The following is a 19555-nucleotide window of genomic DNA, read 5'->3' on the forward strand; positions in this document are numbered from 1 at the left end:
GAACCATACAGGCCCCGGCGGCCTTCGTTCAAACCGGACCCGACGTACTCAGGCCACGATCTGAGTAGCCGCGCCCATGGCAGGGACTGTGTCCCGGGCCACACTCCGTCGTATGGAGAACGTTCCGCATCCCGCCCGGGAACTGGCGCTCATCGACCACGAATTGCACCGGATGGAGACGCGCAGAGGCCAGTTGCTGACGCGCCGCTCGTATCTGGTGACCGTAATGGCCCGGCCCGCCGCCCCGCCCCCGGCCACCCGCGCCACCGGCTCCCCCGCCGCCGCTCCGCCGAGCGCGCAGAACGTGCTGCTCACCCTCGGCGGAGTGCTGCTGACCGTCGCCGCGATCGCCTTCACCCTGGTGAGCTGGGGCCATCTCGGCATCGGCGGGCGCTCGGCGGTGCTGACGGTGATCACCCTCGCCGCGCTCGCCGTTCCTGCCGTGCTGCTGCGCCGGGGGCTCTCCTCGACGGCCGAGGCCGTGGCGGCGTTCGGGCTGGTGCTGACGGTGCTCGACGCGTACGCGCTCCACGCCGTGGCGCTGCCCGGGGTGGACGGGCTCCGCTACACGGCCGTCGCCTGTGCCGCGCTCGCCGCGCTCTGGGGTGGGTACGGGGCGCTGCTCGGCGGATTGCGCGGCCCGCGGCCGGCCGCGGTGGTGACAGCCCAACTCCCGCTCCTCCTCTGGTCGGTGGCGGACGGCTGGACGACATCGACCGTGGCGTGGGCGCTGCTGGCGACGGCCGTCCTGGACACGGCGGTCGCGCTGTGGTCGCTCCCGCGCCGCACGGCGAACCCGCCGCGGCACCCCTCGCGGAGGGCCGCGCGGGGCCTGGTGGTCGCCGCCGCGTTCACGACCGCGGGCGTGGCACTGCTCCTGGCCGCCTGGTCCTCGGTGGACGCGGGGACCCCTGCCGCGATGGCCGGGCCCGCCGTACTACTGCTCACCGGCGCGGCGCTCGGGCTGTTCGTGGCCTGGCGGGCGCCGGAGGCGGCCTTCGTGTGCGCGGCCGGGGCGGGGCTCGCCCCGGCCGTCGCGGTGGGCGGTCTGGTGCGTACGGTCGTGCCGGCGGGCTGGGCCGTCCTCGGGTATCTGCTCTGCGCCGTCGGGCTGTTGGCGCTGGTACGGACCCGGCTGCCGCGTCGCGTGCGCCAGGGGCTCGGTGCGGCGGGCGGTGCGGTGACGGCCGTCTCGCTGCCCTGGGCGGGGCCCTCGGTCGTGGCCGCGCTGCTGGGCGGGGCGACCCGGGTCACGGAGATCTGGTCGGGCGTGCCCGACGGGACGCGGGCGGCGCTCGGGGTGCGCCTCGCGTCGTCCTGGCAGCTCACGGCGCCGCTGGTGCTGGCGACGGCCGCCGGGACGCTGTTCTTCGCGTACCGACGGCTGCCGCGTCTCGCGCCGGACGTCGTGCCGGTCACCGATGTGCGGCGGTCGCGTACGGCGGCGCTGTGCGGCGCGGGGGTGCTCGGCTGGGCCACGGTGCTGGTGGTGCCGATCGTGTGGGACCTGCCCTACGCGGTGGCGCTGGCCGTCCCGCTGGGCCTGACGGCGGTGGCGCTGACACTGGCCGTCCGGCCACATGGTCCGATGGGCAGGGCCGGGGCGCTCACCGCGCTGATCGTCGCGCTGGCGGGCGCGGCCTCGGTGGCGCTGCTCTCCCTCGCGACCCGGCCGGCGACACTGACCGTGCTCGTGACGCTGTCGGCGCTGTTCGCCGCGGCGGCCGTGGCACTGCGGACCGCGCCGGTACAGGGCCGGGACGGGAGCGAGGGCCCGGCGCTCGGGGAGCCGGTGCGCGCGCTCCTCGCCTGCGTCTGCGTCGGCCTCACGACAGCCCTGGTGGTCGCGGCGTCGGCGGCGGCCGGGCTCCCCGCCGCGACCGTCGCGGTGACGGTCCTGGCCGTACCGGCGACGGTGGCCATGCTCGGCGCGCGACTGCGCGAGCACCCGGTGGCGATGCCGGTCGAGATCACGGGCGGCGCGGCCGGACTGCTCGCGGTCGGGCTCGCCCTGGGGAGTCTCCCGGTGCTGGCGCTGGTGCTCGCGCTGGGCGGCGTGATCGCGGCGGGTACGGCGGTACGCGTCGAGCGGCGCCGGGTGGCCGGGTACGCGGCGACGGCGCTCTTCGTCGCGGCGACATGGGTACGGCTGGGCGCGTCCGGGGTGTCGGTCCCCGAGGCGTACACGCTGCCGGTGACGGTGGCCGCGCTGGCCGTGGGGGTGGTGCGGCGGCGCCGGGACCCGGCGGCGTCGTCGTGGACGGCGTACGGGCCGGGGCTGGCGGCGACGCTCGCGCCGAGTCTGCTGGCCGCGTGGGGCGACCCGCACTGGGCGCGCCCGCTGCTGCTGGGGCTCGCCGCGCTGGCGCTGACGCTGGCCGGGGCCCGGCTGAGGCTGCGGGCGCCGCTGGTGCTGGGCGGGACGGTGCTGGCGCTGGTCGCGCTGCACGAGCTGGCCCCGTACGTGGTCCAGGTGGTGGGCGCGCTGCCGCGCTGGCTGCCGCCGGCCCTGGCGGGGCTGCTGCTCCTGGGAGTGGGCGCCACGTACGAGCAGCGGCTGCGGGACGCGCGCCGGGTGCGCCGGAGCCTGGGCCGGATGCGCTGAGGCCACCGGCCGTGGGGCGCATCCCGCGGCCGGAAACGACCGAGGCCCCGGCGACGTTTCCGTCGTCGGGACCTCGGTTCCGGGTGGGCGATACTGGGTTCGAACCAGTGACCTCTTCGGTGTGAACGAAGCGCTCTCCCACTGAGCTAATCGCCCGGGCGCAGGGCATACGTTACCCCATGTCAGGGGCGTCCCTGGACGCGTCACCGGTCACTGGTCGATCTTCCACGGCAGGGCGATGCCGAACTTCCAGAGGTAGATCCCCGCCAGCACGCCGAAGATCACCAGGCCTACGCTCGTGAGGATGATGTTGCGGCGCCTGACCTTGGGGTCGAGGGCCTTCTGGGCCGCTTCCCTGACCTTGCGCCGGGTCCAGCGCAGGACGAGCTGGGCCCAGACGAACTCGGTCGCCCAGATCGCCAGGCCGGCGAAGATCACCACCCAGCCGGGGCCGGGCAGCACCAGCATGGCCACGCCCGCGGCGACCACCGCGAGACCGGCCAGGAAGACGCCGACCTGCCAGCTCAGATGGAGTGGCCTGGACGCCTTGACGAAGCGCGGCGCACGGGAGCCCAGCGCCCGCTCGGGCGCCACCGTCCCGTCCGCCGTCGTATCCCCCGTGGCGGGCTGTGTCGCCACCGGGGCGACAGCCTGGTCCCGCTCGTGACTCTGCGCGTGCATGGCTCCCAAGATACCGGAATCGAACGCATCACTGGAATGGCGGTATGACTCGAAGTAGCACACCGCCGTACGAGCTACCTGAAGGATCACAAAACAGACAGAGGGGTTTACAACGGCACCGTAGGTGGCATGTCGATTTCGCCGACGTGCGAATCCCCGAGCGCACACTGAGCGAAAGGCCCTGGCGCTTATGAACACCACGGTCAGCTGCGAGCTGCACCTGCGCCTCGTTGTATCGAGCGAGTCCTCACTGCCTGTACCCGCGGGCCTGCGGTATGACACGGCCGATCCCTATGCCGTGCACGCCACCTTCCACACCGGAGCCGAAGAGACGGTCGAGTGGGTCTTCGCCCGCGACCTTCTCGCCGAGGGGCTGCACCGGCCCACCGGCACCGGCGACGTCCGCGTCTGGCCGTCCCGCAGCCACGGTCAGGGCGTCGTCTGCATCGCTCTGAGCTCCCCGGAGGGCGAAGCCCTGCTGGAGGCCCCGGCGCGGGCCCTGGAGTCGTTCCTCAAGAGGACCGACGCCGCGGTGCCACCAGGCACCGAGCATCGTCACTTCGATCTCGACACGGAGCTCTCCCACATCCTGGCCGAAAGCTGAGCCAGGCAGAGGGCTGCACGGCGCCGTCCGACTCGGGGAGACGGCGCCGCGCGGACAACCGCATACGGAGGACACCGGCGCCCGCGCCGCGGAACCCACCGCGGCACGGGCGTCGGCGCGTATGTCTGGCGTCACACCGGTCCCGGACGGTCTAAAGTCGTCCGGGTTCGGCGGGCACCGGCCCGCGGCAGGCCAGGGAGCGGACCGTGCTGATTCCACACGACACCCGGATCGCCCTCGACACGGTCGTCGAACTGGTGAACACCGCGCCGGAGGCCGGCTCGGGCGAGGACGCGGCGGACCGGCTCGCGGACGTCGAGGCGCTGTACGCCTTCGTACGGAACCACGACATCAGCGGCGTGTATGACCTCGGCGAGCGGGATCTGCGGGCCGTACGGGAGGTACGGGCCCGCTTCACGGAGGTGTTCGCGATGCCCGACGCGCGGGCCGCGGCCGATCTGATCAATCAACTGGTGGCCGCCGCGGGAACGACTCCACAGCTCACGGATCACGACGGCTACGACTGGCACGTGCACTACTTCGCGCCGGGCGCCTCGGTCGCCGACCATCTCGCGGCCGACTGCGGCATGGCGCTGGCCTTCATGGTCGTGGCGGGCGAGCAGGACAGACTGCGCCGCTGCGAGGCCCCGGACTGCGGGCACGCGTTCGTCGACCTGTCGCGCAACCGCTCCCGCCGTTACTGCGACAGCCGCACCTGCGGCAACCGACTGCACGTGGCGGCGTACCGGGCACGCCGCAAGGAAGCGGCGGGCTGAACGTCACAGCAGGAACAGATCGTGTACCGCGGCCATCAGCAGCAGCGCGCCGATCACCGTCAGAAAGATCATCAACGGCGGTTGGGAGAGCGCGAACAGACAGCCGCGCGGCTCCTCGGTGGGGGCGGGGTTCTCACCCCGTGAGCTATCGAGCATCTCGGGGCGATCATGGCTCACCGCGAACCCGACCGATGACCAACCACCCGTGATCGGCCCGGGAGTTCATCATATTCCGTGGAAAAAGGCCCGGAACTGCCACAGGATCCGCGCGTACCTGTCATGCTGCCGGGCACCCTCCGGGGCACCCGGGCGTACCGGGAGGGTCAGATGCCGTGTTTCTTCAGGATCGCCTCGATGTCGCTGAAGTCGTCACCGGACCCCGAGGTGGTCCCCGGCTTCGCCTTGGGGCGCTCCACGGGCCGGGCGCCGGCGCCCAGGGAGGGCGCGGAGGCGCCGGGCTCGACCGCGGCGCCCCTGGCCGCCTTCGCCGCCGCTCTGCGCTCCTTGCGCGTACCGCCGCCGCGCCGCTCCACCGCGCGGGTCGTCATGAGGAGCACCCACGCCACCGCGAGCACGCCGAAGCCCGCCCAGGCGACCGGGCTGAAGGCCGTACCGGCCGCCCACTGCACGACGCCCGTCATCACCAGAGCGACCGGGACCAGCGCGTACGCGGCGATACGGGTCGCGGCAAGGAACCGCTTGCGGTACGCCGTGATCACGGCGATGCCCAGGCCCGCTGCTGACACCGCGGAGCAAATGGTCTCGGCAATCATCGGGTCCTCCAGGCATCGCACGTCAACGGCCGAACTCGTCTCCCCTCCATCCTGCACCTGGCACCGGGGTCGGGGCCACGGTGCGGAGCCCCGACCGGCGGATCTGGGGGAGATCTCGGGGACGATGTCCTCCCCAGGTCCCGGTCCGCCGTGCCCCGGGGACGAGAAGCGCCCTCGGGCACGGGCGGTCCCGCCTGCTGGAAGACTGGGGCCATGAACGACTCCACCACCCCGCGCCCCGTCGTCCTCGACCTCTGGTGCGAACTCCAGTGCCCCGACTGCGACCGCGCCCTGGAGGACGTACGCGCGCTGCGCGCCCGCTACGGCGACCGGCTGGACGTACGGCTGCGGCACTTCCCGCTGGAGAAGCACCGGCACGCGTACGCCGCCGCCCAGGCCGCCGAGGAGGCCGCGGAGCAGGGCAGCGGCTGGCCGTACGTGGAGGCCGTCCTGGCGGGCACCGGGGAGCTGGCCGCCCGGGGTGAGCCGTTCCTGCTGGCGGTGGCGCGCGAACTGGGGCTGGACGCCGAGGAGTTCGACACCGCCCTGATCGACGGCCGCCATCTGCTGGCCGTCGACGCCGACCAGGCCGAGGGCAAGGCGATCGGGGTGACCGGTACGCCCACGTACGTCATCGACGGGGAGCGGCTCGACGGCGGCAAGAGCCAGGAGGGGCTGCGGGAGCGCATCGAGGCGATCGCCGAACGGCTGCTGGCCGACAGGACACCGTAAGGGGCGACACCGTAAGGGGCGACACCGTAAACGGCCGTCGGACGGTCAGAGGAGCGGCCGGACGAGGTTGCGCTGCGTCGTCCGGTACCCGAGCGAGGTGTAGAGCCGTAGCGCGGGCGTGTTGGTCGTGAAGACGTGCAGCCCCAGCAGGGGCGGCCCCGCCTCCAGGGCGACCCGCTCGGCGAGCAGCATCAGGGCGCGGCCGTACCCCTTGCCGCGCTGCTCCTCGGCCACCTCCACGTCGTACACGTACGAGCCGGGCCGGCCGGGGCGCACCTCGCGGGGCGCGACCCAGACATGGCCCACGGCGGCTCCCTCGTGGACGAGGACGGTGAACGAGACGCCCGGGGTGGCGAGCCCCTGGGGGAGGTTGTCGCGGTGGCTCGCCTCCGACTTGGCGAGGGCCTGTTCCGGCGGTACGCCGCGGTCGGTCCAGTCCCTGGCGAAGTCACCGACGGAGTGGGCACGCCACGCCTCGTACTCCGCCTCGGTCATGGGGCGGCCCTCGACGCCCTCGGGGAGCGGGGGCGGTCCGGGGAGGAGTTCCTTGTCCATGTTGCGGCTGCGTTCGGTGTATCCGAGGGTCTCCGCCAGGTGCAGCGCGGCCTCGGCGTCGGCCGGTACGAGTGCCTGCGACTGGTCGCAGCCCCAGCCGCGCAGCACCTCCTCGGCGGCGAGCACGGCGACGGTGGCCCGGCCGCGGCGGCGGTCGGGCCCGTCGATCCGGAGGGAGCGGACGATGCCGGCCCGGTGGGCGAAGCCGGGGTCCGTGGCGATCTCGACGGCGCCCGCGGGGCGGCCGTTCACGCAGACCTCGTAGGAGCGTGACTTCGTGCCGTCGTCGGCCTGTTGAAGCGGTCCGGTGGGCCGCAGGGTGGTGGTCATCAGGGGAGTTCTACCCTCGGGGACACGTACTCGTCACCCGATTTGAGGACTCACGGGTCGAGATCGGCGCCGGACCGCTCCTCGAAGACGCGCATCGCCTTGGCGGTCACGGGCCCCGGGGCGGAGCCGAGGGCGCGGTCGTCGACGCGGTGGACGGCCTGGACGTCGCGGAGTGTCGAGGTCAGGAAGATCTCCTCGGCGTGCTCCAGGGCGTCGAAGGGCAGATCCGTCTCACGGGCGCCGCACCACTCGACGGTCAGTTCGCGGGTGATGCCGGCCAGACAGCCGGACGCGAGGGGCGGGGTGTGGAGCACGCCGTCGAGGACGACGAACACGTTGGAGCCGGTGCCCTCGCAGAGCGCGCCGGTGGTGTTGGCGAAGAGCGCCTCGCTGGCGCCCTGCTCGCGGGCGCGGGCGAGCGCGACGACGTTCTCCCCGTACGACGTGGTCTTGAGCCCGGTCAGCGCGCCGCGTTCGTTACGGGTCCAGGGGACGGTGACGGCGGCGGTGGTGTCGGGGCGGCGCGCCGACTCGCCGAGGGCGACGACCAGGGTGGCGCCCGCGTCGCCGCGGTCGGAGCCGAGCGGGGAGACTCCCCCGGTGTACGTGACGCGCAGCCGGCCCAGTTCCATCGGGTTGGCGTCGAGGACGGCCGTACAGGCGCGGCGCACCTCGTCCAGGTCGGGTTCCGGCAGGCCGAGCCCGTGCGCGGAGCGGGCCAGCCGGCGCAGATGGCGGGTGAGGGCGAAGGGGCGGCCCCGGGCGGCCTTGACCGTCTCGAAGACGCCGTCGCCGACGGTCAGTCCATGGTCGAGCACGGACACCCGGGCGGCGTCGGCCGGGTGCAGGGCGCCATTGACCCAGATCCTCATCACACGGTCCTTCCGCTGGTCGCTGTCGCACCGGCGCCGGCATCGGCACCGACCTCGGCCGTTCCGGAGTCGTCGGCTCCGGGCCGGTACGTCCCCGACGCTATCGCGAGCAGCCGGGACGCCTTCAGCTCGGTCTCGGCCCACTCCCCCTCCGGGTCGGAGCCCCAGGTGATCCCGGCGCCCGCGCCGAAGCACAGGACGGGGCGGGGGTGCGTGGCGCGGTCGATCCAGAACGTACGGATCCCGACGGCCAGCGCGGCCGTGCCCCGGTCGGCGTCGACCCAGCCGATGCCGCCGCAGTAGGGGCCGCGCGGGGCGGTCTCCAGCTCCTCGATGATCGTCAGCGCGCTGGACTTGGGGGCGCCGGTGACCGAGCCGGGCGGGAACGTGGCGGCGAGCAGCTCGGGCCACCCGGCCCGCTCGGCGAGTTCGCCCCGTACGGTCGAGACGAGATGGACCAGACCCGGGTGGGGTTCGAGGGCGCAGAGGGCGGGGACGGTGACGGATCCGCCGGCGCAGACGCGCCCCAGGTCGTTGCGGACGAGGTCCACGATCATCACGTTCTCGGCGTAGTCCTTCTCCAGCAGGTCCGCGGCGGTCCGCCCGGTGCCCTTGATCGGCCCCGACTCGACGGTGCGGCCGTCGCGGCGCAGATACAGCTCGGGCGAGGCGGTGGCGATCTCCACGCCGTGCGCGGGCAGCCGGATCGTCCCGGCGTACGGGGCCGGGTTGTCGCGGGCGAGCAGGGCGGTGAGCGCGTCGACGTCGGCGGAGGCGGGGTCGGCCGCGGCGGACCCGGGCAGCGGGGCGGTCAGGACGCGGCAGAGGTTGGCCTGGTAGACGTCGCCCGCCGCGATGTACTCGCGGATCCGGCGCACGCCCTTCGTGTACGCGGCGCGGTCGAGGGACGACGTCCAGTCACCGGCGCCGGGGCCCCGCCACTGTCCGGGGACCGGTGCGGGCACGGGCTCGTGCCGTACGTCGTCGAAACGGGCGCAGGTGACACGGCCCTCGAAGTCCGCGGCGACGGCCCAGAATCCGGCGGAGTCCAGTGCCTCCGGATCGTGGGTGACGTCCCGCAGACCGGAGGCGACGAGGCCGCCGAAGCGGGCCAGAGGGGCTAGGTCGTGCACGTTTGCGAGTCTAGAACAGGCACCGCCGGGCGGCTCCGGGCCGAACGCGCGGCGAACGTACCGCGTCACGCTGCGGAAACGCGTTTTTGTGCTGGCCCCGGAATCCGCTAGAGTTCAACACGTCGCCGGGCCGCGCAGACGGGCCCGGGAAACGGCACGCGGACGTAGCTCAGTTGGTAGAGCGCAACCTTGCCAAGGTTGAGGTCGCCAGTTCGAACCTGGTCGTCCGCTCGATGGTGGGGCGTTCTCCGGAACCCCCACAATCCTGGTGGAGTGGCCGAGAGGCGAGGCAACGGCCTGCAAAGCCGTCTACACGGGTTCAAATCCCGTCTCCACCTCCAAGGACGATTAGCTCAGCGGGAGAGCGCTTCCCTGACACGGAAGAGGTCACTGGTTCAATCCCAGTATCGTCCACTGGATCCTTCGGGATCACCCGCGCGATTAGCTCAGCGGGAGAGCGCTTCCCTGACACGGAAGAGGTCACTGGTTCAATCCCAGTATCGCGCACGCCGTCACGCAGTGCAGACACACCGCAGTACGGGCACACGCAGTACCAGCACGGATCACCCGCGCGATTAGCTCAGCGGGAGAGCGCTTCCCTGACACGGAAGAGGTCACTGGTTCAATCCCAGTATCGCGCACCGTCCAGAGCCCCCGGCCGTTACGGCGACCGGGGGCTCTGTCGTCAGTCCGTGGTCGGTCTGTCGTCAGTCCGTCGTCAGGACGAGAAGAGCATCCGTCCGAAGCTCTTGTTCCGGTGGTGCCCGCCGTGGTGACCCCCGTGGTGGCCGCCGTGCTGCGGGGCGCCCCAGGCGGGCGCGGGAGCGGCCGGGTACGCCTGCGGCGGCGGGGCCTGCTGTACGGGCGGCGCCTGCTGCGCCCACTGCGACTCCAGGCGGGTCAGGGACTCCAGCTCGCCGTAGTCGAGGAAGATCCCCCGGCAACCGCTGCACTGTTCTATCTGGACGCCATTGCGGTTGTACGTGTGCATCGCCGCACGGCACTTGGGACACTGCATGGTCGAATCGCTCCTCGTCGTTCGTCCGGCATCGCGGGAAATCGTGGGAACACGCTCCCGGCGACCGTCCGTTCACCCTATGACGACGCCCCTGGTCCCCAACCGGTTGCGAGGCCCGCGATCCGGGCACAGGCGTCGATCATCAGGAGCTCCACCTCGTCCGGTTCCCGGTCCTCCGCGACGGACTTGACGACGGCGAGCGCCGCGGTCTGCACGGTGAGGGCGCGGGCGGCGACGTCCAGGGCCGGCCAGGGATCGGCGGCGGGGTCCGCGGGCACGGCGGGACCCCGCGCGGCGCGGTAGGCGCCGAGGAACCGCTGCCAGGGCTCCGGGGGCAGCAGCCCGGTGGCGTACCAGGCGGCGGGGCGGGCCAAGTCCCAGGCGGGGGCGCCGAGTCCGAGGTCGTCCACGTCGATGAGGAGCCAGGGCCCTTCGGCGGCGGGGTGGCGTACGAGCTGGCCGAGGTGGAGATCGCCGTGGCACAGGGCGTACGGCCCCGGCGCCGGCGCCTCGCCACGGGCCCAGGCGGGGAGTTGTTCCCAGGCGTGCCGCACGGGTACGGCGGCGGGGTGCGGGCCGGCGGCGCGCAGCCGGGCCAGGGCGCGGGCGGCCTTGGCGGGGCCGCGCATGACGGGCAGGCCCCCGGGGTCCTCCCCGGTCCGGTCCGTGGAACCGGCCAGGTCGGCGGGCGGCACGGAGTGCAGCCGGGCGAGGAGCGTCCCGGCCTGCTCCCAGGGGGCGGCATCGGGGTCCGCGGGGTCGACGGGCGTCCCGTAGGGCCAGGCGGTGACCGGCCGGCCGTCCACGTCCTCGGCGTCCGCCGGGAGCGGTGGCAGCAGGATCCCGGCGAGCCGGGGGTGCGCGGCGACGGCGAGCCTGACGCGGTGTTCGGCGGGGTCCGTACCGTCGGCGTGCGCCTTGGCGACGGCCTCGCCGTGCCGTACGACGGTTCCGTCGGGCCGGTCCGCGAGCACGGTGACGCTCTGCCGGCAGGCGCGGCAGGGCGCGGACGCCGGGTCCGGCGTGGGGGCCCCGGCGGGGTGGGCCGCGTCGGGCGTGGGGTTCCCGGCGGGGTGGGCCGCGTCGTGGGCCACGCGGCCGAGCGCGCGGACGACGGATGCGGTCACGGTGGTCCCCGGCGATGTGCAGGCGAATGTGTGTCGGACGTGGAGCGTACGTCGTCCCGCCGTCGGGCGGCGAGGCGTTCCCGTCCGGGAAAAGCGCGATGGCCGGTCAGCTCCCCAGCTAACCGGCCCACCGCTGCCGTCCGCCGCACCCCCGTCCCCACGGGGTTGTTGGCCGGATGTCCCCGACCCGGGCCGCTCTCCCGGGTCCGGGGCGCCGCTCAGCGCCCCAGCATCACGCCCACGGACGACGCTTGTGTGACCACTGCTTCCCAGCCGCCGAAGACGACGACGAGCAGGGCCGCCAGGGGAAGGACCATGGCCGTCGCCACCAGGGGGTGGCGCGTACCGGACGGGCGTGCGCCGAACGCGGCGTACGCCTTACGTCCCTGCGTGCGGATCATTGCCCGCGCTGCCGTGTCCGCCATGGTCCTTCTCCTGTTCGATTCGACAGCGGCGAGTGTCCGACCTCGGGGGACGAGTTCCTCACCCGCCGCTTGATCTCAAGATTAGGGACACCTGGATGTCGGGGCGTCATGCCCGCGTACCTATTGCCGGGCCTCCCGGAGGATGAGCCGTGCACCGGCGGCGTACTCCCCAGGGTGGAGAGCGGGTGCCGGGAGTTGGGGTCTTCCCGGAGGGGATGATCCGCGATGCCTTACGGAGGACCGGCCTCTCGCCCGGAAGGATGAGGCGCGCACCCGTCCCGGGCCGTCCCCTGGCCGTCCCCGGTGCCGCACTGATCCACTTCTGGTGACTTCTCTCACGTCCACAGCTCCCCGGCGGAGCGCCGCCCACTCCGTACACCCGTTCCCCCCAATTCCCTTTGTGCGTACGACCCTTGGGAGGGGCGCCGGCCGGTCCGCGCGGCGGGTCCGGTCACTGACTTTTCTTCAATTCTGCCGCGCCGCACTGACAATCGGTCGGTGCGCGAGGGCGCGGCCTATGAGCGCACCCGGGCACAGGTACGTAAGCTGTGCCACGTCACACGGACGACCGGGCAGCGGGGATGGACATGGCGATGATGCGGCTCCGGCGCGAGGACCCGCGTGTCGTCGGCTCGTTCAGACTCCACCGACGGCTCGGGGCGGGCGGCATGGGCGTCGTCTACCTCGGATCCGACCGGCGCGGCCAGCGGGTCGCGCTGAAGGTGATCCGGCCCGACCTGGCGGAGGACCAGGAGTTCCGGTCGCGGTTCGCCCGCGAGGTCTCCGCGGCGCGGCGCATCCGCGGCGGCTGTACGGCCCGGCTGGTCGCCGCCGACCTGGACGCCGACCGCCCCTGGTTCGCCACCCAGTACGTACCCGGCCCCTCCCTCCACGACAAGGTCAACGAGGAGGGCCCGCTGCTCGCGGCGGACGTCGCCTCGGTGGGCGCCGCGCTCTCCGAAGGTCTGGTCGCCGTCCACGAGGCCGGGGTCGTGCACCGTGACCTGAAGCCGTCGAACATCCTGCTCTCCCCCAAGGGCCCGCGCATCATCGACTTCGGCATCGCCTGGGCCACCGGCGCGTCCACCCTGACGCATGTCGGGACGGCGGTCGGGTCGCCCGGCTTCCTCGCGCCCGAGCAGGTACGCGGAGCCGCCGTCACCCCCGCCACGGACGTCTTCTCGCTGGGCGCCACACTGGCGTACGCGGCGACCGCCGACTCCCCGTTCGGGCACGGCAGCTCCGAGGTGATGCTCTACCGGGTGGTCCACGAGGAGGCGCACCTCCACGGCGTGCCCGACTCCCTCGCGCCGCTCGTACGGGCCTGCCTGGCGAAGGATCCGGAGGACCGCCCCAGCACGCTCCAGCTCTCCATGCGGCTCAAGGAGATCGCCGCGCGGGAGGCGCAGGGGCTCATCGACAGCCGGCCGCCCGTGCAGCGGACGCGCGGCGGTCAGGAGCCGGCGGGGGGCGGACTGACGGAGCGGTACACGGAGCGGGAGGTCGCGCGCGGCTCGCAGGGCCGGGCGGGCGCTCCCGGCGTGCCGGACGGCTCCGGGCCGCGTCCCGGCGGCGCCTCCCGCAACGGCGGCGCTGCCCCCTCCCGTACCGGCGGGACGCCCGGCCGGACGGGCTCCTCCGGCGGACGACCGGGCTCCACCCGGCCCCCGCGGCCCCGGGACCCGGCCCGGGGAGCGGCCAGGACGAACGGCCGGCCCGCCGCGGGACCTCGGACGCGGTCCTCCAAGCTGCGGCCCGCGAACCCGCGGCTGCTGCGGCAGCGGCTGATCGTCTTCGTCGTCGTGACGCTCATCGTCGCGCTGGGGATCGCGGCGGCGCAGCAGCTCTGAGGGACGCGGGTCGTTGGGGTGCGCGGGCCGGTCAGCTCTCCGGGCGGCCCGTCGTGACCGCGTAGAAGGCGACCGCCGCGGCGGCCCCCACGTTCAGCGAGTCCACGCCGTGCGCCATCGGGATACGGACCCAGGCGTCGGCGGAGTCCAGCGCCCGCCGCGACAGACCGTCGCCCTCCGCGCCGAGCATCAGCGCGACCCGCTCCATCCGGTGCGGCGCCGCGGCGTCCATCGGGACCGCCCGCTCGTCGGGGGTGAGCGCCAGCAGCCGGAACCCCGCTCCCCGTACGGTGTCCAGCGCCCTGGGCCAGCCCTCCAGACGGGCGTACGGCACGGAGAACACCGCGCCCATCGACACCTTCACCGAGCGCCGGTAGAGCGGGTCCGCGCAGTCCGGGGAGAGCAGTACGGCGTCCATGCCGAGCGCGGCGGCGCTGCGGAAGATCGCGCCGATGTTGGTGTGGTCGTTCACCGCCTCCATGACGGCGACGCGGCGGGCCGTACGGAGCACGTCGGCCACCGCGGGCAGCGGCTTGCGGGCCATGGAGGCGAGAGCGCCGCGGTGCACGTGGTAGCCGGTGACCCGCTCGGCGAGTTCGGGGCTGACCGCGTAGACCGGTGCCGGTGCCGCGTCGATGACATCGCGCATGGTGTCGACCCACTTGGCGGAGAGCAGCATCGACCGCATGGCGTAGCCGGCCTGACCGGCCCGGCGGATGACCTTCTCGCCCTCCGCGATGAAAAGCCCCTCGGCGGGCTCGCGCCGGCGCCGCAGTTCGACGTCGGTCAGGCCGGTGTAGTCGTGCAGGCGGGGGTCGTCGGGGTCCTCGACGGTGATGAGTTCAGCCACGGGGTGCTCGTGCCCTGTCCTGTACGGGGTGGGTGCGGGTGGAGTGGGGGTGGGTGGGCCGGGTCAGTGGCCGTTGCCCAGTGCGACCACGTCGCCGATGACGATCACGGCCGGGGGCCGTACCTCTTCGGCCCGTACGACCTCCCCCACCGTCGCGAGCGTGGCGTCCACGCGCCGCTGGGCGGCCGTCGTGCCCTCCTGGACCAGCGCGACGGGGGTCTCGGGGGCCTTGCCGTGCTCGATCAGGGCCCGGGCGATGGAACCGATCTTGTCGACGGCCATCAGCAGGACCAGCGTGCCGCGCAGCCGGGCGAGTGCGGCCCAGTCGACCAGCGACCGGTCGTCGTCCGGGGCGACATGGCCGCTGACGACGGTGAACTCATGGGCGACACCGCGGTGCGTGACGGGGATCCCGGCGGCGCCGGGGACGCTGATGGAACTGGAGATGCCGGGGACGACCGTGCACGCGATACCGGCGGCGGCGAGCGCGTGCGCCTCCTCCATGCCCCGGCCGAAGACGAACGGGTCGCCGCCCTTGAGCCGGACGACGGCCTTGCCCGCCCTGGCGTGCTCGATCAGGGCGGCGTTGATGGCCTCCTGGGCCATGAAACGGCCGTACGGGATCTTCGCGGCGTCGATCACCTCGACGTGCGGCGGCAGTTCGTCCAGCAGGTCGCGCGGGCCGAGCCGGTCGGCGATGACCACGTCCGCCTCGGCGAGCAGCCGGCGGCCCCGCACGGTGATCAGGTCGGGGTCACCGGGGCCGCCGCCGACGAGGGCGACACCGGGCGTACGGGTGCGGTGGTGCGGCGCGGCGAGCGTGCCGTCGCGCAGGCCCTCGACGATGGCGTCGCGCACGGCGGCGGAGCGGCGCGGATCGCGCCCGGTGAGCACGGCGACGGTGACGCCCTCGCTGCGGCCGGTCGCGGGGGTCCAGGCGGTGGCCGCCTCGGCGTCGTCGCTGCGTACGCACCAGACCCGGTCGCGCTCGGCCTCGGCGGAGGCGGTGCGGTTGGCCTCGGGGTCGCTGGAGGCGACGAGCGCGTACCAGGCGCCGGCGAGGTCGCCCTCCTCGTACCGCCGCCGTTCCCAGCGGATCTCGCCGGCCGCCGCCATGGCCTCGACGGACGGCTTCGCCGAGGGCGAGACCAGCACGATGTCGGCACCCGCGGCGATGAGCGACGGCAGCCTGCGCTGCGCGACCTGGCCTCCGCCGACGACAACGACGCGCCGCCCGGAGAGGCGGAGTCCTACGGGGTAGGCGGGGTGGTCGGCGTGCTGGGCCATGTGGGCGCGGGCTCCTCGGGCGGGGGGGGACGTGACGAAGGTGGGGGTGAGGGGGGCGGGTGGGGTGGGCTGAGGTGGCGTTTTGGGTGGGTCCAGCTTACGCGGCGGGGTCGTGGGCGGTCGGGGGCCGGCCCGCTGGGCGGGGCTCGCCGTGCGCGGGAGAGGTGCGGGTGCCGGGGCCTCCGGAGGTACATGTCCGGACGGCATGCTGTGCCCTTTCCGGGGGACACCCCCGGACCCCCGTACGCCGCGTGCGGGTCGATTGAAGGAGTGCGGGCCTTGTGCGGCACACATCACGCTTTAGTGTCCGGACACGCACCTCCTACGACCCCGACCCCCTCCCGCCGGTGGGCCACCCTCCCCGCCCCGGGCTGGGGCGCGGAGGGTGGGTGCCGGACGGTGTTACTTCTCCGTCACTCCTGCCGAGTCGAACGTCGCCACCTCGTGCATCGCCCGTGCCGCGCTCTGGATCACCGGCAGGGCCAGCAGCGCGCCCGTGCCCTCGCCGAGGCGGAGGTCCAGGTCGACCAGGGGGCGCAGGCCGAGCTTGTTCAGGGCCGCCACGTGGCCCGGCTCCGCGCTGCGGTGGCCCGCGATGCAGGCCGCCAGGGCCTCCGGGGCGATCGCGCGGGCGACCAGTGCCGCCGCGCCCGCGCTGACGCCGTCCAGGATCACCGGCGTACGCATCGACGCGCCGCCCAGCAGGAAGCCGACCAGCGCCGCGTGTTCCAGGCCGCCGACGGCCGCGAGGACGCCGATCGGGTCGGCCGGGTCGGGCTGGTGGAGGTCGAGGGCGCGGCGGACCACGTCGATCTTGCGGGCGTGCATCTCGTCGTTGATGCCGGTGCCCCTGCCGGTGACCTCCGCCGGGTCCTGTCCGGTGTAGACGCAGATCAGCGCGGCCGAGACCGTGGTGTTGGCGATGCCCATCTCCCCGGTGAGCAGCGCCTTGTTGCCCGCCGCCACCAGGTCGCGGGCCGTTTCGATGCCCACCTCGATCGCGGCGAGGACCTCATCGCGGCTCATCGCGGGGCCGGTCGTGAAGTCGCCCGTGCCCGCGCGGACCTTGCGGGGCAGCAGGCCCGGGGCCGCCGGGAGGTCGCCCGCGACGCCCACGTCCACGACGCAGACCTCCGCGCCGACCTGGGTCGCGAACGCGTTGCACACCGCGCCGCCGGCCAGGAAGTTGGCGACCATCTGGCCGGTCACCTCCTGCGGCCACGGGGTCACCCCCTGCGCGTGCACCCCGTGGTCGCCCGCGAAGATCGCGACGGCGGCCGGTTCGGGGATGGGGGGCGGGCAGAGCCGGGAGAGACCGCTGAGCTGCGCCGAGATGATCTCCAGCATGCCGAGCGCGCCGGCCGGCTTCGTCATCCGTTTCTGGCGCTCCCACGCCTCCCCCAGCGCCTTGGCGTCCAGCGGGCGGATCCCGGCGACGGTCTCCTGGAGCAGGTCGTGCGGCTCCTCGCCCGGCAGGGCGCGGCGGCCGTACGTCTCCTCGTGGACGACCCAGGACAGGGGGCGGCGCTTCGACCAGCCCGCCTGCATCAGTTCGGGCTCCTCGGGGAACTCGTCGACGTATCCGACGCACAGGTACGCCACGACTTCGAGGTGTTCCGGCAGGCCCAGGACGCGGACCATCTCGCGCTCGTCGAAGAAGCTGACCCAGCCGACGCCCAGGCCCTCGGCGCGGGAGGCGAGCCAGAAGTTCTCCACGGCGAGCGCGGAGGAGTACGGGGCCATCTGCGGCTGGGTGTGGCGGCCCAGGGTGTGCCGCCCGCCGCGGGTCGGATCCGCGGTGACGACGATGTTCACCGGGGTGTCGAGGATCGCCTCGATCTTCAGTTCCTTGAACTGCTTGGCCCGGCCCTTGGGCAGCGACTTGGCGTAGGCGTCGCGCTGACGCTGTGCCAGTTCGTGCATGGACCGCCGGGTCTCGGCGGAGCGGATGACGACGAAGTCCCAGGGCTGCGAGTGGCCCACGCTGGGCGCGGTGTGCGCGGCTTCCAGGACGCGGAGCAGTACCTCGTGCGGGATGGGGTCGGAGCGGAAGCCGTTGCGGATGTCGCGGCGTTCGCGCATCACACGGAGGACGGCGTCGCGCTCGGCGTCGTCGTAGCCGGACGGGGCCGCTGTGCCCTCCTGTCCCTCCCCTTCCTGCTCCCCGTTCTCCTCGTGGCTCTCCTGCGGGGCCGGCTCCGGTTCCGGGATGGGCTCCGGGGCAGGTGCGGGTGCGGGTTCGGGGGACGCCGTTACCGCTACGGGGTCGGGGGTGGGCTCGGGGTCGGGGGTGGGCTCCGCCACGGGGGTGGGGGTGGGCTCCGGGTCCGGCTCCGCGACGGGTGCGGGTGCAGGTGTTTCCTCGGCCACCGGCTCGGGCTGCGGCTCCGGCTCCTGGGGCGGTTCGGGGGCCACCGTTGCGACCGGCTCGGGTTCCGGTACGGGCTCCGGGTCCGGCTCCGCGACGGGTGCGGGTGCTTCCTCGGCCACCGGCTCCGGCTCGGGCTGGGGCTGCGGTACTTCGGCCACGGGCTCAGGGGCGATCGGTTCGGCCTCCGGCTCGGGTTCCGGTTGCGGTTCCGGCTCGGGGGCGACGGCGGCGGGCTCGGCCACGGGCTCCGGTTCGGGGACGACGGCCACCGGCTCCGCCACGGGCTGGGGCTGGGGCTCCGGTTCCGGGGTCACGGGCTCCTCGGCCGCCACTACCGGTTCGGGCTCCGGTTCGGGTTCGGGCTCGGGGGTCTCCTGGATCTCCGGGGCCTGCGCCACCACGACCGGCTCGGGCTGCGGCTCGGGTTCCTGCTGGGGTTCCGGTTCAGGGACGACCGTTTCCGCGGGCGCCTCCGGTGCCGCCTCGGCCACGGCGGGCGCCTCCGGCTCGGGGGCCGCGGGCGGTGCCTGGGCGCGGGTGCGTACGCGGACGGCCTGGGCCGGTGCGCCGGCCGGGCCGCGGTCCGCGAGCGAGCGGACCACGCCGCCCGTCGGGTCGGGCACCGGCGGGCCCATGTGGAGCGGGCGGCGCGGCGGGGCCGCAGCGGGCGCGGGGGCCGCCGCAGCGGGCGGCGGGACGCGTACGCCGTTCAGGTCGACCGAGCCGGAGTCCCGGCCGCCGGCCTCGTGCGCGCCCGGCTGGTGCGGCGCCTGCGGCACCTCGGCCGCGGGCTCCTCAGCCTGGGCCGCGACGGGCTCCTCCGGGGCCGCCTCCGGCGCGGGCGGAGCGACCGCGACCGCGGGCTGCTGCTCCTGCGGTTCGGGCTCCGCGGGGACCTCGTACGCCTCAGGTGTCCCCGGCGGGACCTGGGCCTGGGTCTGTGACACCGGCTCCGTCATCGGCGCCGGCTGTTCTATGGGAGGCACTTGCTGCTGGACGGGCACCTGCGCGGCGGCGGCGTACTCCTCCGGGACGGCATAGCCCTCGGGCGCGGTGGCGTACGGGTCGGCGGGCGCGTACGTCTCGGGGGCGGCGGCGTAGGTCTCCGGGGCGGCGTAGCCCTCGGGGACCCCGTACGCCTGCTGGGGCGCCGCGGCGTAGCCCTCAGGACCCGCGTACCCCTCCGGGGTGGCGTAGGCGGCGTGCGGGTCCGCCGGGACGACCTGGGGGTCGCTCCAGCCGCCCTGCGAACTCGGCATCAGCAGCAGGTCTTCGTCCTCGGTGGCGGGCTCGGAGGGGGTCAGGTAGGTGTACGTGCCGGGAGCGGGTACGCCCGGCTGCTCCACCATGCCTGCGTTCTCCGGCAGTCCCTCGCCCGGGACCTGGCCGGTGTCAGTCATGCGTACCCCTCGCCCATTGTTTCCGCTCCTTCGGCCCTTCCACCGGGGCGCCCGATCCGCGGCCTGTGTCCGGCGCCCGTCAGGAACAACGAGCGTGGGCGCCGCGCGGCACGAATCGACCCGCGGTCTCCCCGTGGTGTCACGGCTTCCCGCGGGCTTGCCCAGC

At 74.1% G+C, this 19555-nt stretch carries 17 protein-coding genes and 6 tRNA genes; 10 read left to right on the forward strand and 13 right to left on the reverse strand.

Annotation, left to right across the window (positions count from 1 at the left end):
* The first annotated feature begins 112 nt into the window (after positions 1-112).
* Positions 113-2605 carry an SCO7613 C-terminal domain-containing membrane protein gene (locus tag ACIBJC_RS21000; RefSeq protein ID WP_399294576.1) on the forward strand — a complete coding sequence of 831 codons (2493 nt, stop codon included), beginning with the start codon at positions 113-115 and terminating at the stop codon, positions 2603-2605.
* Between the two features lie 84 nt (positions 2606-2689).
* On the opposite strand, the gene ACIBJC_RS21005 is transcribed toward ACIBJC_RS21000, so the two are convergent.
* Both ACIBJC_RS21005 and ACIBJC_RS21010 read right to left on the reverse strand, forming a co-directional pair.
* Positions 2690-2761: transfer RNA gene (locus tag ACIBJC_RS21005), tRNA-Val, on the reverse strand.
* A 54-nt stretch (positions 2762-2815) separates the two neighbouring features.
* The gene (locus ACIBJC_RS21010; protein ID WP_399294579.1) at positions 2816-3286 is read right to left on the reverse strand and encodes a TIGR02611 family protein; all 471 of its coding nucleotides are present in this window, start codon (positions 3284-3286) and stop codon (positions 2816-2818) included.
* Positions 3287-3476: 190 nt separating this feature from the next.
* On the opposite strand from ACIBJC_RS21010, the gene ACIBJC_RS21015 reads away from it, so the two are divergent.
* Both ACIBJC_RS21015 and ACIBJC_RS21020 read left to right on the forward strand, forming a co-directional pair.
* Positions 3477-3890, forward strand: coding sequence for an SsgA family sporulation/cell division regulator (locus ACIBJC_RS21015; RefSeq protein ID WP_003959770.1), 414 nt, complete (start codon positions 3477-3479; stop codon positions 3888-3890).
* Between the two features lie 206 nt (positions 3891-4096).
* A complete protein-coding gene (locus tag ACIBJC_RS21020) occupies positions 4097-4666 on the forward strand; it encodes a CGNR zinc finger domain-containing protein (RefSeq protein ID WP_399294582.1) in 570 nt (189 codons plus the stop codon).
* 3 nt (positions 4667-4669) lie between these two features.
* On the opposite strand, the gene ACIBJC_RS21025 is transcribed toward ACIBJC_RS21020, so the two are convergent.
* Entirely contained in the window at positions 4670-4822 is a 153-nt protein-coding gene (locus ACIBJC_RS21025) for a hypothetical protein (RefSeq protein ID WP_329821645.1), read from the reverse strand.
* Between the two features lie 167 nt (positions 4823-4989).
* Positions 4990-5439, reverse strand: a complete 450-nt coding sequence (locus ACIBJC_RS21030; protein ID WP_399294585.1) for a hypothetical protein — start codon at positions 5437-5439, stop codon at positions 4990-4992.
* 213 nt (positions 5440-5652) lie between these two features.
* Between ACIBJC_RS21030 and ACIBJC_RS21035 the strand changes: the two genes are divergently transcribed.
* The gene (locus ACIBJC_RS21035) at positions 5653-6171 is read left to right on the forward strand and encodes a DsbA family protein (RefSeq protein WP_399294587.1); all 519 of its coding nucleotides are present in this window, start codon (positions 5653-5655) and stop codon (positions 6169-6171) included.
* Between the two features lie 45 nt (positions 6172-6216).
* Here ACIBJC_RS21035 and ACIBJC_RS21040 read toward each other — a convergent pair whose 3' ends face one another.
* The 3 genes from ACIBJC_RS21040 to ACIBJC_RS21050 are packed head-to-tail and all read right to left on the reverse strand — an operon-like array spanning position 6217 to position 9061.
* On the reverse strand, positions 6217-7056 hold the full coding sequence (locus tag ACIBJC_RS21040) for a GNAT family N-acetyltransferase (protein WP_399294589.1): 840 nt from the start codon (positions 7054-7056) through the stop codon (positions 6217-6219).
* Between the two features lie 50 nt (positions 7057-7106).
* Positions 7107-7928 (reverse strand): aminotransferase class IV, encoded by an 822-nt coding sequence (locus tag ACIBJC_RS21045; protein ID WP_399294592.1) that lies wholly within the window; start codon positions 7926-7928, stop codon positions 7107-7109.
* On the reverse strand, positions 7928-9061 hold the full coding sequence (locus tag ACIBJC_RS21050; protein ID WP_399294594.1) for a chorismate-binding protein: 1134 nt from the start codon (positions 9059-9061) through the stop codon (positions 7928-7930). The genes ACIBJC_RS21045 and ACIBJC_RS21050 overlap by 1 nt, the downstream gene beginning before the upstream one ends.
* Before the next feature lie 158 nt (positions 9062-9219).
* Between ACIBJC_RS21050 and ACIBJC_RS21055 the strand changes: the two genes are divergently transcribed.
* From ACIBJC_RS21055 to ACIBJC_RS21075, 5 genes are all read left to right on the forward strand, one after another.
* A tRNA-Gly gene (locus ACIBJC_RS21055) sits at positions 9220-9292 on the forward strand.
* Between the two features lie 36 nt (positions 9293-9328).
* A tRNA-Cys gene (locus ACIBJC_RS21060) sits at positions 9329-9402 on the forward strand.
* A gap of 1 nt (position 9403) precedes the next feature.
* A tRNA-Val gene (locus ACIBJC_RS21065) sits at positions 9404-9475 on the forward strand.
* Positions 9476-9496: 21 nt separating this feature from the next.
* A tRNA-Val gene (locus tag ACIBJC_RS21070) sits at positions 9497-9568 on the forward strand.
* A 62-nt stretch (positions 9569-9630) separates the two neighbouring features.
* Positions 9631-9702 (forward strand) — tRNA-Val (locus ACIBJC_RS21075).
* Between the two features lie 77 nt (positions 9703-9779).
* Here the strand turns inward: ACIBJC_RS21075 and ACIBJC_RS21080 are convergent.
* From ACIBJC_RS21080 to ACIBJC_RS21090, 3 genes are all read right to left on the reverse strand, one after another.
* Positions 9780-10079, reverse strand: a complete 300-nt coding sequence (locus tag ACIBJC_RS21080) for a zf-TFIIB domain-containing protein (RefSeq protein WP_399294596.1) — start codon at positions 10077-10079, stop codon at positions 9780-9782.
* Between the two features lie 77 nt (positions 10080-10156).
* On the reverse strand, positions 10157-11206 hold the full coding sequence (locus ACIBJC_RS21085) for a phosphotransferase family protein (protein WP_399294598.1): 1050 nt from the start codon (positions 11204-11206) through the stop codon (positions 10157-10159).
* 218 nt (positions 11207-11424) lie between these two features.
* Positions 11425-11631: a hypothetical protein gene (locus ACIBJC_RS21090; protein ID WP_399294601.1), complete on the reverse strand. Its 207-nt coding sequence runs from the start codon at positions 11629-11631 to the stop codon at positions 11425-11427.
* Between the two features lie 581 nt (positions 11632-12212).
* On the opposite strand from ACIBJC_RS21090, the gene ACIBJC_RS21095 reads away from it, so the two are divergent.
* Positions 12213-13481, forward strand: a complete 1269-nt coding sequence (locus ACIBJC_RS21095; protein WP_399295157.1) for a serine/threonine-protein kinase — start codon at positions 12213-12215, stop codon at positions 13479-13481.
* Between the two features lie 31 nt (positions 13482-13512).
* Here ACIBJC_RS21095 and ACIBJC_RS21100 read toward each other — a convergent pair whose 3' ends face one another.
* From ACIBJC_RS21100 to cobT, 3 genes are all read right to left on the reverse strand, one after another.
* Positions 13513-14331 carry a TrmH family RNA methyltransferase gene (locus ACIBJC_RS21100; RefSeq protein WP_399294604.1) on the reverse strand — a complete coding sequence of 273 codons (819 nt, stop codon included), beginning with the start codon at positions 14329-14331 and terminating at the stop codon, positions 13513-13515.
* 63 nt (positions 14332-14394) lie between these two features.
* Positions 14395-15618 (reverse strand): uroporphyrinogen-III C-methyltransferase, encoded by a 1224-nt coding sequence (gene cobA / locus ACIBJC_RS21105; protein ID WP_399294607.1) that lies wholly within the window; start codon positions 15616-15618, stop codon positions 14395-14397.
* Between the two features lie 402 nt (positions 15619-16020).
* Entirely contained in the window at positions 16021-19389 is a 3369-nt protein-coding gene (gene cobT, locus ACIBJC_RS21110; protein ID WP_399294610.1) for a nicotinate-nucleotide--dimethylbenzimidazole phosphoribosyltransferase, read from the reverse strand.
* Positions 19390-19555: the final 166 nt, after the last annotated feature.

Source organism: Streptomyces sp. NPDC050509, from assembly GCF_044457965.1.
Taxonomy (GTDB): domain Bacteria; phylum Actinomycetota; class Actinomycetes; order Streptomycetales; family Streptomycetaceae; genus Streptomyces.